At 67.8% G+C, this 15,138-nt stretch carries 11 protein-coding genes; 6 read left to right on the top strand and 5 right to left on the bottom strand.

All coding sequences use genetic code 11. The features are described 5' to 3' along the window. Positions 1–329: 329 nt before the first annotated feature. Complete coding sequence (locus QRO93_RS18680) at positions 330–1,250, bottom strand: LysR family transcriptional regulator (protein ID WP_053449370.1); 921 nt, start codon at positions 1,248–1,250, stop codon at positions 330–332. 140 nt (positions 1,251–1,390) lie between these two features. Here QRO93_RS18680 and QRO93_RS18675 point away from each other — a divergent pair, with 140 nt between their 5' ends. Beyond that, positions 1,391–2,092, top strand: coding sequence for a pirin family protein (locus QRO93_RS18675; RefSeq protein WP_049457850.1), 702 nt, complete (start codon positions 1,391–1,393; stop codon positions 2,090–2,092). A gap of 54 nt (positions 2,093–2,146) precedes the next feature. On the opposite strand, the gene QRO93_RS18670 is transcribed toward QRO93_RS18675, so the two are convergent. Together QRO93_RS18670 and QRO93_RS18665 are read right to left on the bottom strand one after the other, a co-directional pair. Beyond that, a complete protein-coding gene (locus tag QRO93_RS18670; RefSeq protein WP_180879762.1) occupies positions 2,147–4,351 on the bottom strand; it encodes a TonB-dependent siderophore receptor in 2,205 nt (734 codons plus the stop codon). 145 nt (positions 4,352–4,496) lie between these two features. Beyond that, positions 4,497–5,192: an alpha/beta hydrolase gene (locus tag QRO93_RS18665; RefSeq protein ID WP_053449368.1), complete on the bottom strand. Its 696-nt coding sequence runs from the start codon at positions 5,190–5,192 to the stop codon at positions 4,497–4,499. Between the two features lie 185 nt (positions 5,193–5,377). Here QRO93_RS18665 and QRO93_RS18660 point away from each other — a divergent pair, with 185 nt between their 5' ends. Next, entirely contained in the window at positions 5,378–6,517 is a 1,140-nt protein-coding gene (locus tag QRO93_RS18660; protein ID WP_164085904.1) for an MFS transporter, read from the top strand. An 83-nt stretch (positions 6,518–6,600) separates the two neighbouring features. On the opposite strand, the gene QRO93_RS18655 is transcribed toward QRO93_RS18660, so the two are convergent. Next, positions 6,601–7,755, bottom strand: a complete 1,155-nt coding sequence (locus QRO93_RS18655) for an alpha/beta hydrolase (protein WP_180879764.1) — start codon at positions 7,753–7,755, stop codon at positions 6,601–6,603. Between the two features lie 185 nt (positions 7,756–7,940). Here QRO93_RS18655 and QRO93_RS18650 point away from each other — a divergent pair, with 185 nt between their 5' ends. Together QRO93_RS18650 and QRO93_RS18645 are read left to right on the top strand one after the other, a co-directional pair. Then, complete coding sequence (locus tag QRO93_RS18650) at positions 7,941–9,287, top strand: cytochrome c (protein ID WP_180879766.1); 1,347 nt, start codon at positions 7,941–7,943, stop codon at positions 9,285–9,287. Then, positions 9,284–10,210 carry a c-type cytochrome gene (locus QRO93_RS18645; RefSeq protein WP_164085901.1) on the top strand — a complete coding sequence of 309 codons (927 nt, stop codon included), beginning with the start codon at positions 9,284–9,286 and terminating at the stop codon, positions 10,208–10,210. The genes QRO93_RS18650 and QRO93_RS18645 overlap by 4 nt, the downstream gene beginning before the upstream one ends. Positions 10,211–10,222: 12 nt before the next feature. Here QRO93_RS18645 and QRO93_RS18640 read toward each other — a convergent pair whose 3' ends face one another. Next, the gene (locus QRO93_RS18640; protein WP_180879768.1) at positions 10,223–11,755 is read right to left on the bottom strand and encodes an OmpA family protein; all 1,533 of its coding nucleotides are present in this window, start codon (positions 11,753–11,755) and stop codon (positions 10,223–10,225) included. 150 nt (positions 11,756–11,905) lie between these two features. Between QRO93_RS18640 and QRO93_RS18635 the strand changes: the two genes are divergently transcribed. Both QRO93_RS18635 and QRO93_RS18630 read left to right on the top strand, forming a co-directional pair. Further along, positions 11,906–14,284 carry a TonB-dependent receptor gene (locus QRO93_RS18635; protein WP_053449364.1) on the top strand — a complete coding sequence of 793 codons (2,379 nt, stop codon included), beginning with the start codon at positions 11,906–11,908 and terminating at the stop codon, positions 14,282–14,284. Between the two features lie 8 nt (positions 14,285–14,292). After that, a partial coding sequence (locus QRO93_RS18630; protein ID WP_285304315.1) for an alkaline phosphatase family protein occupies positions 14,293–15,138 on the top strand: 846 nt, incomplete at its 3' end.

The raw sequence follows: 15,138 nt of genomic DNA, 5'->3' as shown, positions 1-15,138 counted from the left end.
CCCCCCCCCCCCCCCCCCCCCCCCCCCCCCCCCCCCCCCCCCCCCCCCCCCCCCCCCCCCCCCCCCCCCCCCCCCCCCCCCCCCCCCCCCCCCCCCCCCCCCCCCCCCCCCCCCCCCCCCCCCCCCCCCCCCCCCCCCCCCCCCCCCCCCCCCCCCCCCCCCCCCCCCCCCCCCCCCCCCCCCCCCCCCCCCCCCCCCCCCCCCCCCCCCCCCCCCCCCCCCCCCCCCTCCCCACAGGAAACCAGCTTCTGCTGTTGCTGTTGCTGTTGCTGTTGCTGTTGCTGTTGCTCCAGCCCGTAGCGGGTGCAGGGCGCAGCCCTGCCAAACCCCTACCCCCTGGCCATTGCCTGCCACCACTGCGACAGCAGCTCCGGCCTGCGCAGGCGCTCGCGCCACCAGCGCAGTGCCGCGCCATCCTCACCCGTGCGCCAGGCCAGCCAGAAGGTCTCTTCCGGCTTGTGTTCCTCCACCTCGCGGATCACCAGCTGGCCGCGCGCCACCGCCGCGCGCGCGCACGGCTCGGGCAGGAAACCGAAGCCGACACCCTCGCACTGCAGCTTCAGCTTGCTGGCCATGTCCGGCACCGTCAGCATCTCCTGCCCCATCAACAGGCCAACCGTGCGCGGCAGCAGCCGCCGCGCCGAATCGGAAACGGCGATCGCGCAATGCTCGACCAGTTGCTCGCGACCCAGCACGCCCTCCACCGCGGCCAAGGGATGGTTGGGCGCAACCGCGAACACGAACTCCACCGTGCCCAGCGGCTCGACCACATACCCACCGCCACTGGGGCCCTCGCCCGGTGCGCCCACCAGCAGGTCGGCACGTCTGTCGAGCAGCGCTTCCCAGGTGCCGGACAGTGCCTCGCCGATCAGCCGCAGCCGGGTCGGCGCCTCGGCCTCACGGAATGCGGCGATGTCAGGGCCCAGCAGCCAGGTCGGGAACACCGAATCCACCGCCAGGGTCAGCTCGGTCTCCCAGCCCGATGCCACCCGGCGCACCCGCAGCTCCAGTTCGCGGGCCGCGCGCAGAAGGTGCCGGCCCTCGTCCAGCAGGGCGCGGCCGGCCTCGGTCGGCTCGGCACGCGGCCCGACCCGGTCGAACAGCTGCACGCCCAGGTCTTCTTCCAGCTTGGCCACGGTGTAGGAAATGGTCGAGGGCACCTTGTGCAGGGCCTTGCCGGCGCCGGCGAACGAGCCCCGGCGGTCAATGGCATCGAGGATCTGCAGGGCATCGAGGCTGAGCTTGAGCATTCGAATTTTTCGATGATGGCTGTCAAAACTATCCGTTTTTCAAACCCCGGGCGCAAGCGGATACTTCTCTCCAACGGGGAAACACGGCGGCTACCGCCCCACCCCGCCCCATCGAAACCATCGAACAAGGAGATTCCATCATGCTGCAGATCCGCAAGAGCGCTACCCGTGGCCTGGCCGAGCATGGCTGGCTGTCCTCCCGCCATACCTTCTCCTTCGCCAACTACTACGACCCCCGCTACGTCAGCTTCGGCCCGCTGCGGGTGATCAACGAAGACAAGGTGATTGGCGGCCAGGGCTTCGGCACCCACAGCCACAGCAACATGGAGATCGTTTCCTACGTGCTGGGCGGCGCGCTGGAGCACAAGGACTCGATGGGCACCGGCTCGGTGCTGCGCTACGGCGACGTGCAGCGCATGAGCGCCGGCAGCGGTGTCAGCCACAGCGAGTTCAACCACTCGGCCGACGAGACCGTGCACTTCCTGCAGATCTGGATCTTCCCGGATGCGGAGAACATCACCCCGTCCTACGAGGAGACCCACTTCACACCGGACAGCAAGCGCGGCCAGCTGCGCCTGATCGCTTCGCCGGACGGTGCCGACGGTTCGCTGCGCATCCACCAGGATGCCCGCATCTTCGCCACCATCCTTGATGGCGGCCAGAAGCTGCACCATGCGCTCGGCAACGGTCGTGGCGCCTACGTGCAGGTGGCCCGTGGCCAGTTGCAGGTGAACGGCATCACCCTGGAGGCCGGTGATGCGCTGCAGGTCAGCGACGAAGCGCAGCTGACCCTGGAAAACGGCAACGACGCCGAAGTGCTGGTGTTCGACCTGCCGCTGTAACGGCAACGCCCGCGATGCTGGATGGCATCGCGGGCACATTGCTGTAGATCCGCGTCAGAACCTGTAGTTCAAGGTCAGCCGCACGTTGCGCGGCTCGCCCCAGGTGTAGGTGCTGTACCAGCTGAAGATGGTGTAGTAACGCTTGTCGAGCAGGTTGTTGACGTTGAGCGTGGCCGACAGGCGATCGTTGAATTCATAGCGCGCCATCGCATCGAGCAGCCAGTAAGGCTGGGTGCGATGCACCACCTTGGCCTGCGTGGCCGGATTGGTGATCTCGCCGAAGGTCGAATCCTGCCAGCGCGCACCACCGCCCAGCGTCAGTCCCTGCCAGGCACCGCGCAGGCGGTAGCTGGAGTGCAGGCTGAACTGGTTCTCCGGTTCCAGCGTGGTCACCTTGGTGCCCGCCTGGCGCGCGATCTTGTGCGAGAACCCACCCTGCACCTGCCAGCCCTCGGCCAACTGGCCCGACATTTCCAGCTCGTAGCCCTTGGTCCGCACGCCCATCAAGGCGCGATAGGCATCCTGCCCATCCGGTGTCTTGCCACCGGTGGGCTGGGCGAAGTTGTCCTGGTCAAGCTGGAACAGCGCTGCACTGGCGTTGAAGCGGCCATCGAGGAACTCGGCCTTCAGGCCCATTTCGTAGCTGCGGCCTTCCAGCGGATCCAGCGCCTTGCCCTGCTCGTCACGCTCGCCCTGCGGCTTGAAGATGGTGCTGTAGCTGGCGTACACCGAATAGTGCTCGCCGAGGTCGTAGACCACGCCGGCGTACGGCACGAACACGCCGGTCTCGCGCGTCTGCGGCGAGCGGTAGCTGGCCAGGCGGCTGCCAACGATCACCTTCAGCGGATCGGCCAGGTCAAAACGGCCGACCACGTACAGGCCGTTCTCACGGGTCACTTCGTTGTTGTCGTAGCTGCGCTGCCATTGCGGCTCGGCGATGTCGCCGTCCCAGCGGCGATAGTCCGGCACTGTATCGGGGAAACCATCCTGTGGGCCGTAGCCGGTATTGGTCCAGCGCTTGCGCGAGGCACTGCCGCCGATCACCAGCTCATGCGCGCGGCCGAACAGGCCGAAATGCCCGCTCACATAGAAGTCGGCGGCGTTGCTGACCGTCTTTCCGACGTACTTGCCGAGCCACAGGCTGACGCCTTCTCCGGTCAACGGATCGGGATTGCCCGCGGCGGCACCGGCCAGCGCAGCGTCGTAACCGTTGACCTGGTGGTTGAGCTGCAGCTTGGCCACCCAGTCGTTGGAGAACGTATGCTCCAGCGTGGCAAAACCAGTGCGCACATACTGACGCCAGCCGGCCCAGCGTGCGCCGTTGTTGAACGAGCGCGGCATGCGGTTGAAGTTGCCGGCACTGTCCAGCAGCGGAATACCGCCCCACGTCGAACCCTTCGGATCGCTGTCCATCGCATCGCCACCCACGGTCAGTAGCGTGCGCTCGCCCAGATCGGCTTCCAGCACTGCGTAGCCGACCTTGCTGGTGCGCTGGTAGTGGTCGAGGTTGGAATGCTTGTCTTCCCATGCCCCCACCGCGCGGCCGCGTACGCGGCCATCGGCAGTCAGCGGGCCACCGACATCGAGCTCGGCACGGTAGTCGTCCCAGCGGCCGACACCCAGCGAGGCGCTGCCAGCGAACTCCCTGCCCGGCTTCTTGCGCACCAGGTTGATGGTCGCGCCGGGATCGCCCATGCCGGTCAACAGGCCGGTAGCGCCCTTGAGCACTTCGATGCGGTCGTAGATGGCGGTGTCGCTGAGCGTGTTGCCGGCCGAATAGGCCGAGTCACGCGACATCGGGATGCCGTCGTACTGGAAGTTCTGCACGGCGAAACCACGTGCGTAGTACTCGGTGCGCTCGCTGTCGTAGGTGACGATGCTGATGCCCGGGGTCACCCGCATCACGTCGTCGATGCCGTGCAGGCCAAAGTCATCCATCTCCGCACGGGTGATCACGCTGATGGTCTGCGGTGTCTGCCGTGGCGTCAGCACCAGGCGGGTGGCGGTCGCGATGGTGCCAGGTGTGTAGGCGCCGCTGCCTTCGGTGATGGTACCCAGCTGGTTGGCGGTGACCTGCACGGTCTGCAGGGTCTGCGAGGCGGGCGTCTGCGTGGCCTTGTCGCCGTCATCGGTGGACTGCGCGGCGGCGATGCCACTGCTGGCCAGTGCGGTGATCAGCAGGCTCTGCGCGAGCGCCTGCGGCAGCAAGCGGCGACGCGGCAATGAGGACGGAAGACGGACAACGGGCACGTACTGCACGACAGGACCTCCACGATCGGGTGGGATCCTCTGGCGACGGCTGGAGGGGATGGGGATTCGGCCGGGTGGCCGCAGGCGCAGGAGTGTACTCCCCTGCGCCCCGGCTGTCGTGCGATGTGCTGTCGTGCGTCGCGATGACGCGGGATCAACCGCCGATGGTGGCGCAGGCCTCCAGGATCAGCGCACTCACCTCGACGGGCTTCGAGGCCAGCGAAGCATGGCTGGCGTCCAGTTCCAGCAGGCGCTTGGGCTGCATCCTGCCAGCCATGGCCTTCTGGTTCTCCGGCGCGATCATGCGGTCATGGCGGGACAACTGGTACCAGCTCGGCCGGTGCTTCCAGGCCGGGTCACTGACCGCATCGCCGAAGGTGCTGGCCAGCGGCGCCTTCTGGGTCACTGCCATCACCCGGCCTTCGTCGGCGCTCAGGTCCTGGCAGAAACTCTCATGGAATTTGTCCGCGCGCAGCCACAGGTAGCCGTCGCTGTCCGGTGCCAGATTCGGCGCGGCTTCCGGCAGATGCTGCTGGGTGATGCCGCCCGGGCTTTCGCCGGCATCCGGGGCAAAGGCCGCGATATAGACCAGCCCCTTCACGTTGGCCTCGTTGCCGGCCTGGCTGATCACTGCGCCACCATAGGAATGGCCGACCAGCAGCACCGGCCCGTCGATCTGCCGGATCATCTTCTGGGTGCGTCCTGCATCGTCGGCCAGCGAGGTGAGTGGCAGTTCCACCGCCTGCACGCGGTCATGGCCGTTGCGATGCAGTTCCAGGATCACCTTGGCCCAGTGTGCGGCCCCGCCCCAGAATCCATGGACGAGGAGGATGGTCGGTGTCGTGCTCATGTATGGATCTCCGGCAGCGGCCGGCGGAATGCCGACCGTGCAGCCACTGTCCGTGGGCGGCGTTAACCACTGGTGACGCAATCGGGTCACTGCAATCGTATGCGTCGTCCAATGTCATGCAGGGCACTTGCCGATCTCACGTGAAAACGTTTCCATGGGCGTTCCTCTGGAGCTTCGCACCGCGCATGACGCCTTCATCCCCGCTTGCCCAGCAGCACGCTACCCGTGCCGCCTTCTTCATTCCCGGATTCGCCACCGCCGCGTGGGCGCCGATGGTGCCCTACGCCAAGGCCAAGGCCGGGCTGTCCGACGCCAGCCTTGGCGCGGTGCTGCTGTGCCTGGGCCTGGGCTCGCTGCTGGCGATGCCTTTGGCGGGCGCACTGACCGGGCGACTGGGCTGCCGTCGGGTGATGGTCATCACCTGCGCCATGATGCTGTGCGCGCTGCCCCTGCTGGTACTGGCCCCTTCACCCATGGCACTGGGCGCGGCGCTGTTCGTGTTCGGCGCCGGCGTAGGGGCACTGGACTGTGCGATGAACATGCAGGCGGTGGCCGTCGAGCGCGATGCCGGGCGCGCGATGATGTCCGGCTTCCACGCCTTCTACAGCATCGGCGGCTTCGTCGGTGCCGGCTGCATGACCGGCCTGCTGATTCTCGGCACGCCGCTGTGGCTGGCGGCGCTGGTGTCGGTTGCCGCACTGCTGCTGGTCGCAGCCTTGGCGGCCCCGCACTGGCGACCGCAGCGCATCCTGCATGAAGGCCCCCTGCTGGCACTGCCGCATGGTGTGGTGCTGTTCATCGGCGTGCTGGCGTTCGTGGTGTTCCTCGCCGAGGGCTCGATGCTGGACTGGAGCGCGGTGTTCCTGGCGGAAGTGCGGCAGGTGCCGCGCGACCAGGCGGGAGCCGGCTTCGCATTGTTCACGCTGGCGATGACCGCGATGCGCCTGTTCGGCGACGGCATCGTCGAGCGCCTCGGGCGAACGCGCACGATTGTCATCGGTGGCATCACCGCGGCCGCCGGTTTCGGCCTGGCCACGCTGGTAGCGTCGTTCCCGGTGGCGCTGGCCGGCTACGTCCTGGTTGGGCTGGGCTGCGCCAACATCGTGCCGGCGCTGTTCTCGATGGCCGGCCAGCAGCGGGTGATGCCGGAGAGCATCGCCATCACGGCGGTGACCACGCTGGGCTACGCCGGCATCCTCGCCGGTCCGGCCGCGATCGGCGCGCTCGCGCATGTGACCAGCCTCGGCTTCGCCTTCCTGTGCGTGGCCGCATTGCTGCTCGGCGTGGCCGCGTCCGCACGCTCACTGGCACGCCGCCTGCCCTGACAGAAAAAGGGGACGGAGGGGATTAAGTCGTATCTGCCTCGGGTGTGCTGCAAACGACTTAATCCCCTCCGTCCCCTTTTTGTTCAACCGCGCGTCGGGGCCTTCACCGGCATATCCGCAGCGTCATGCACCAGCCACTCAGCCTGGGCCGGCAGCTGCGGGGCCGGGCACGCGCTCTTCGGGTGGTGCTCGTCACGGGCCATCCAGTCATCGACCACGCCGGCCAGCAGATCCAGCCGCAGCGGCAGGGTGATGTGGTCCTCGCCGCGCATCTCGATGTAGTGCGCGCGCGGATTGGCCAGGGCCAGCTCGCGGCCCTGGCTGACCGGAATATGCTGGTCGCCCTGCCCATGCAGCAGCAGCACGCAGGCGCGGGTATCGGCCAGCGCGCGTGCCACGTCCACGCGGTCCAGATCGACATCGATGCGGCGGCTGGCGGCGGCAATCACCTGGTTGATGTCCTGGCCGCCGTAGCGCCAGCGCGCGTAGGACGCCACCGCCTGCGCCTTCAGGCCTTCCGGTTGCAGCCCCATCAGGTGCGGGATCATGCTGCGGATCGCCACCCCGGCATTGGCGAACGACTCCATCGCCACCACTCCAGCCACCTGGTCACCCAGCTTGTCGGCGGTGAACACCGCAGTGGCGGCGCCGTAGGAGACACCGAACAGGTACAGCGGTCCAGTGATCTCGCCGCGCGCGCGCAGTTCGCCGATCACATCAACGACGTCATCGGATTCATACGTGCCATAGCCGGACGGGCCTGCACCGGACTGGCCGTGGTTGCGCAGATCGAGGGTGACCACGCGGTAGCCCGATTCGGCCAGCTGCAGCGACCACGGCAGCATCGAATCGCCGTTCATCATCCAGCCGTGCAGCAGCACCACGGTGCCGCGCGGCGCCTGCGCACGGAACGGCTGCGGCACGGCCAGGCTCAGTCCGGTATCCAGCGGCAGGCCGTTCTCGTGGCGCTGCGGCAGGTAGTGGTAGCGCGCACCGTAGTCACCCGGATCGAACACGCGCCAGAAGATCGGCACGCCATCACGGCCCGGTGCGAAGCCGTGGCGGTTGGGCAGTTCGGCGATGGCCGCGGCGATGCGCGGGCGATCAAGCAGGGTCGACACGCCACCTGGCGCGATCAGCCTGTCGGCGAGCGAGGTGGATGAGGCATTGATCAAGGAAGAGCATGCAGCCAGCCACAGGCCGGCGCACGCCAGCAACAGCAGCAGCAGGCGCTTCATATCACGTCGTAGGGGTAAATCAGACAGGCTGCGACGTTAACGCCTCAACTGCCCCGCCATCTATCGCGCGCGGATGACGACTTGATGACAACGCAGGAACGATTCAGCTTGGTGTACAGGGTGTCTCCGTCCAGTCATTGATCCGGATCAATGAACGCACGCGCACGATTGCCCACAGTGCCACCATGCGCACCTCGCTCAAGCTCGCCATTGCCCTGGCCGCCACGCTGGCCGCCGCCTACGGTATCGCCCGCACCACGCCCTACTGGTTCGCGCCGCGACAGACGGCACAGGTCGACATCCACGACCCGGCGCTGATCGCGCAGGGACAATACCTGTCGCGCGCTGCGGACTGCGCGGCCTGCCATACCGCGCCTGGCGGCAAGCCGTTCGCCGGTGGCCTCGGCATGCAGACGCCGATGGGCACGATCTACTCGACCAACATCACGCCCGACCCCGAAACCGGTATCGGCAGCTACGACTACGCCGACTTCGAGCGCGCGGTGCGCCGCGGCATCCGTCATGACGGCCAGCCGTTGTATCCGGCGATGCCATATGCCTCCTACGTGATTGCCAGCGACGCCGAGATAAAGGCGCTGTACGCCTACTTCATGGGCTCGGTGCAGCCGGTAAGGCAGGACAACGCCGACAGCACGATTCCATGGCCGGCCAACATGCGCTGGCCGCTGGCGTGGTGGCAGCTGCTGTTCGCACGCCCGCGCAGTTTCAACCCGGACCCGTTGCTGGATGCCGGGCAGCAGCGCGGTGCCGAACTGGTGGAAGGCCTGGCCCACTGCGGCGCCTGCCACACGCCACGCGGCCTGGCGTTCCAGGAAAAGGCGATGGCCGACGATGGCAGCCGCCAGTTCCTGTCCGGCTCGGTGCTGGAAGGCTGGTATGCGAAGAACCTGCGCAACGAGTCAACCGGCCTGGCCAGCTGGAGCGAAGGTGAGATCGTCGACTTCCTGCGCACCGGCCGCACCGATCGCTCGGCGGCCTTCGGCGGCATGGCCGACGTGGTCGAACACAGCACGCAGTACCTGTCCGACGCCGACCTGCTGGCGATGGCGCGCTATCTGAAACAGCTGCCGGCGCGCGAGGGCCGCAGCGCGCAGTGGTCGGCCGGTACCGACACCACCACCGCAGCGCTGCGCAATGGCGACTACCGCGTGGCCGGCTCGCTGGCCTATGCCGAGCACTGCCAGGCCTGCCACCGCGCAGATGGCCGCGGCATGCCGCGCGTATACCCGGCGCTGGCCGGCAACTCGATCGTATTCGCCGATGATCCGAGCTCGCTGGTGCAGGTGACCCTGATCGGCGGCCGCACGCCGCACACCCCGCACGACCGCATGGCGTTCACCATGCCGGGCTTCGAGCAGCTGCCGAACGCGCAGCTGGCACAGATCCTGACCTTCATCCGCAGCAGCTGGGGCAACCAGGCCAGCGCAGTCAGCGAGGTCGACGTGGCGCGGATGCGCCGGGTGGTGCGCGACAAGCCGGTGCACTACGTTCCGCAGGAGGCCGCACGATGAAGCGCTCGCGCAAGCATTCCCGCCTGCTGTTCGGCAGTGCGATCGCCGCCCTGGTGCTGGCCGGTGCCGGCACCCTTGCCTATCACCATCTCTACCCGGACCTGGATGCCGCCGCGGCCAGCACGATCGACATGCTCGATGCACAGGGCAAGGTGGTGGGGCATTACCAGCCGCCCAGCGCCGAAGAGATCGCCGCGCTCGGCAACGCCGAGTCGGTGATGCTCGGACGCCGCCTTCTCAATGAGACCGCGCGGCTGCTGCCGGACAATGTCGGCAACGATCTGAACTGCAATTCGTGCCACATGGCCGAGGGCAAGCGGCCCTTCGGCAACCACTACTTCAATACCGGTGGTGGTGCCTATCCGCGCTACATGCCGCGCCCGGGCAAGGTGATCGGACTGACCGAGCGCATCAACGGCTGCCTGCAGCGTTCGATGAACGGCAAGCCGCTACCGAAGGACTCGCCGCAGATGCGCGCGATGCTCGACTACATGGCATGGCTGAGCAGTCCGGTGCCCGAGGGCGCCCGCGTCGCTGCGCCCAGTGAAGGGCCGATCGACAGCACGCTGACCCCGGACCCGATCCGCGGCCAGGCGCTGTACGCCGCTCAGTGTGCGGCCTGCCATGGCGACAACGGCGAAGGCCGGCGTGATGCCAGCGGTGACATCGCCTTCCCGCCGCTGTGGGGTGAGCACAGCTTCAACATCGGCGCTGGCATGGCCCGGCTGTACAAGGCCGCCGGCTTCGTCAAGCACAACATGCCACCGGCGGTAACCCGCGAGCCGCCGCTGGGGCAGCAGGTGATGCCAGACCAGGACGCGGTGGACATCGCCAGCTACTTCATCAACCAGCCGCGGCCGGACTTTGCCAACAAGAGCAAGGACTGGCCGCGCGACCCGAAACCCAAGGACGCGCGGTACTGAGCAGGCGCCCGCTCAGCGCTTGACCAGCTCCACGCGGCGATTGCGTGCCTTGCCTTCCTCGCTGCCATTGTCGGCCACCGGCTTGTCGGCACCGAAGCCGGCCGCCTGCAGGCGATCGGCGGTGATGCCCTTGGCGGTCAGCGCGGCCACCACCGACCGTGCGCGATCCTCTGACAGGCTGCGGTTATGCGCCACGGCGCCGCTGTTGTCGGTGTGGCCTTCGATCGACAGCTTCAACGCAGGATCACCCTGCAGGAGCTGCAGCACCTGCGCCAGCTGCGGTTCGGAGGCCGGCAGGATCTGCGCCTTATCGGTGGCGAAGTTGACCTGGATCGCCACCCGACCGTCGCTGTCCAGCTTCTTCTTCAACGCATCGGCCGGCAGCAGCGCCGCGGTCTGGGTGAAGCCCTTGCGTTCGGCCACCACCCAGCCGGCACTGAGGTATTCCAGCCGCGCGTGCACCCACACCTGGCGGCCATCGGCCAGATCGACGCGGTAGACCACGCTGTCGTAGTTGTTCCAGTTGAAGCTGGCTGCATTGCTGTAGGCCGACTGCACCGGCTTCGGCACCCCCTCGGCCGCCTCGCGCGGGATGCGCCCCTCGAACACCTTGGTGCCGTTGACCTGGGCCATCATCGCTTCCAGGTTGCGGCGCACCTCGTGCATCGAGTACTCGCGCTCCCCCTTGTCGAAATCGGCGGCGAAGGTACGACCCTCGACCTGCTCGAAGTGATCGCCGGTCCAGAACGGGAACGCATCGAAATCACGTTGCTGGGCCTTGTTGCGGTCGCCATAGCCGGCCGGCAGGGACAGGTGCGGGAAACTGTCCGACCACTGCGCAGTGGCCTTGAACGGCACCTCATCCACCACCACCAGGCCAGCGCCGTTGCTGTCCACCGCCAGCTGCAGCCAGACGGTGCGGTTGGCCTGGCGCAGCACGTAGACCGTGGTGGGCGCGTCCTGTTCGCCGTTCACCGCATCGATGAAGCCGCCACCGATCTCGCCTTCCAGCTGCGGGCCATAGTAGATATCGCGCAGCAGCGCGCCTTCAAACACCTTGCGCCCACCGGCGGCCGTGATCACACCGTCGACGTTGCGCTGCACTTCCAGTGCGGAGAACGCCTTGCCGGGTGCCGCTTCACTGTCGGCCACGATGCGTGCCGACCAGCTCGGGCCTTCCACCCAATGCACGCCCTCGCCCATGCGGAACGGAAAGCGTGCCCACGCGCGCGGGTGCGGTGCGTTCTGCGGCGCATAGCCCTGCGGCAGGCTGAAGAACGGCAGTTCGCCCAACGCAGCAGCGCTCAGCGGCACGCTGCCGGTGTCGAACGGCACCAGCGGCACCGGCTTGCCATCGCGGTCGGTGAGTGCGGCGCCATCGGCCGCAGTGGAGGACGCCGGCGGCGCTGCCTCGGGTGCGGCGTTCTCACCGGCGGTGGGCGGCGGAGGCTGTGCGCCCGCCTGTTCGCCTGATGGCGCCCGGTTGCACCCTGCCAGCAGCAACAGTGCTGCGCCCCCCAGCCAGATCTTCGACCGCTTCCGCATCGCCAGCACCTCAGCTCCATTGAAGCGCCGAGCATACCCGAAGGCCGTGACCGGCCCCACAGTGCCATCGTAGTTGCGTGGCCACGTCATGCCGATGTCATTGGCACTACCGACACTCCGGGGCTTCCCTCCCTTGCAGGTCCGGTTTCGATGCGAACGATTGCGCGCTTTCCCCGTATTTCGCTGCTTGCCCTGCTGATCGCCCCCGCACTGGACGCCCTGGCCGAAGCACCGCAGGGCGAAACGGCCGAAGCGCGCAGCAGCGACGCCCGTACGCTGGACCAGGTGCAGGTGATCGGCCAGGCCACCAGCTACGCCAAGACCTCGGTACGCGCCGAGACGCTGAACCGGCAGACGGTGATGAGCAGTGTCAACGACGCGCTCAATGAAGTGCCGGGCGTGGTGGTCAGCGAGGCCGACGCCACCGGCTCGTCGGTGTGGGGTACGCAGATCAGCATGCGTGGCTTCGTCACCAACCGCGACACCCAGCAGATCGGCACCACCATCGACGGCCTGCCCAATGGTGGCTCCGGCTACGGTGGCGGTTCGCTGGCCAACCGCTACATCGACACCCTCGATCTGGAAACGGTGGAAGTCAGCCAGGGCACCGCCGACATCTCCTCGCGCTCGAACGAGGCGCTGGGCGGTACGCTGAACTTCCTCACCAGCGACCCGCTGCAGGACAGCCGCCTGCGCTTCGTGATCGGCGCCGGTGACAACGACGCACGCAAGTACTACGTGCGCTATGACACCGGCCTGCTCGGCGGCCACACCCGCGCCTGGGTCAGCGCTTCCTCGTCCAAGGTGCACGATTGGATCGATGGCACCGGCCACGCCAGCAACGACCATATCGCCGGCAAGTTCATCACCGAACTGGACCGCTGGACGCTGACCGGCTACCTGTCCTACAACGATGCTGACGAGCCCGAGTACACCAGTGTCTCGCCCGCCGGTTTCGCCACCAACCCGGACCGTGACAACCTGGTGGGCACGCTCACCGGCATTCCGTACCTGGACCAGAACTACCGCTCCGGCTCGCGTGCGCTGCGCGAGAACACCTTCGGCTACCTGCGCGCCGCCTTCGATGGCGGCAACGGCTTCAAGGCCTCGGTGGCGGCCTACGGGCACCGCATGGAAGGGCGCGGCGACTGGCTGCCGCCGTACCTGGCGCAGGTCAGCGATGACGGTGCCGGTCGCCCGGAGTCGGAATACATCGGCGGCAAGACGGTCTACGGCGGCAGCAATCGCGGCCAGATCTTCTTCGTCAATCCCGATGGCAGCGCCGCGCAGCGCCTGGCCAGCTGCACCCCGCGGCTGGGCTTCACCGCCGAGTACGACCCGAACTGCTACGCCGGCAACGTACTGGGCGCGCAGTCCTACCGCCACACCCACTACGACAACGACCGCATGGGCGTGACCGCCGACGTTGAATGGCGGCAGAGCTTCGGCGCGGTCGACAACACGATCCGTGGCGGCCTGTGGGTGGAGAAGCTGGACCGTTCGGCGCGCCGCGACTGGCACCGCCTGCTCAATGTCGGCCAGAGCATCGCCTTCGATCACCAGCCCTACTGGGTGCAGTTCGAGGACAAGTACAAGGTTGACGAGCAGATGTACTACGTCGAGGACGTCGCGCGCTTCGGCCCGTTCAGTGCGCGCCTGGGCGTGAAGCAGTTCTTCGTCGACCAGTCACGCCGTCGCGTGATCGGTGCCAGCGAGCACGTGAAATCCGATTCCAAGTCCGACCCGCTGCTGTCCACCGGCTTCACCTGGGCGCCGGGCGTGGAAGGCATGGAGCTGTTCGCCGGCTTCTCGCAGAACTTCGCCGCCATCCCCTCCGGCGTGCTGGGCGAGACCGACCCGCAGCGCTTCCGCAACGTCGAGCCGGAAACCGCCGACAACATCGAAGTGGGCATGCGCATCAGCCGCTGGCCGCTGACCGCCTCGGTCACCCTGTACAACATCAAGTTCGACAACCGCATCGTCTACCTGCCGGCCGGCTTCGTCAGCGGCATCGACTACCTGGGCGAGACCGACGGCGTCTACGAGAACTTCGGCGGCGTGGAAAGCAACGGCCTGGAAGCGGCGCTCGGCTATGGCTGGGACAACGGCTGGCGGATCAATGCGGCCTACACCTACAACCGCTCCAAGTACCTGGGCAGCGGCAACGCCGCGCGCGACACCCAGCTGGGCATCGTCGACGGCGCCAAGGTGATCGGCCAGCCGGAGAACACACTGGTGCTTTCGGCCGACTGGCAGGGTGCGAACTGGAACTTCGGCCTGTCCGGCCGCTACCTGGGCACCCGCTACCTGGACGCCGCCAACGTCAACAAGCTGCCGTCGGCCACCGTGTTCAACGCCAACATCGGCTTCGACCTGCAGGGCCTGTCCCCGCGCCTGAAGGGCATGGGCGCCAACCTGGTGGTGAGCAATCTGACCGACAAGCGGTATCTTGCAGGGGTGGACGGCCGCGACAACGCCTTCATCGGCGCCCCGCGCACCGTCGGCATCTCCTTCCGTGTGGACCTGTGAGTGAGCCCGTGACCGATATCGGCCGACGCCGGTTGTTGCAGGCCGGCGTTGCCGCCGGCCTTTCCCCGCTGCTGCCCAGCATCGCCCGGGCCGCAGCGATCGCCCCTGCCACGCAGGCGCGCAGCCTCGAAGACCTGCAGCACATCGTGGTGTTGATGCAGGAAAACCGCTCGTTCGACCACTACTTCGGCACGCTGCCGGGCGTGCGTGGCTTCGGCGATCGCTTCGTTGCGCCGGCCGCTGCACTGGAGGCCGGTGGCCGCACCCGCAGCCTGTGGCTGCAACCCGACGCCAGCGGCAAGCGCGCGATCGCGCCGTTCCCGCTGGATACCGCCGCGCACTTCGGCTACATGCGCGTGGAAGGCACCCCGCACACCTGGCCCGATGCGCAGCGCGCCTGGGACCACGGCCGCATGGGGCAATGGCCGAAGGCCAAGCAAAATCACTCGATGGGCTACTTCCAGCGCAGCGACCTGCCGTTCCAGTTCGCGCTGGCCGATGCCTTCACGATCTGCGACGCCTACCACTGCGCGATGCAGGCCGGCACCAACCCGAACCGGGTGTTCCTGTGGACCGGGCACAACGATGCCGCCGCGCGCGCCGGTGGCCCGGTGATCGCCAACTCGCACGACAACTTCCCCGAATACGGCGGGCATCCGGCGTCGTACCGCTGGAGCAGCTATGTCGAACGCCTGCAGCAGGCGAGCGTGTCCTGGCAGATCTACCAGGACATGGCCGACAACTTCACCGACAACCCACTGGCCGGCTTTGAGGCGTTCCGTCGCGCCTACAGCGCTGCGCCCGGGCACGACCCACAGCTGCGCGCGCGCGGCGTCAGCACCCGTGGGCTGGGG

The sequence above is a fragment of the Stenotrophomonas maltophilia group sp. Smal17 genome, assembly GCF_030237045.1.
GTDB classification, from domain to species: Bacteria; Pseudomonadota; Gammaproteobacteria; order Xanthomonadales; family Xanthomonadaceae; genus Stenotrophomonas; species Stenotrophomonas forensis.
This window is presented reverse-complemented; position numbering and strand designations above follow the sequence as displayed.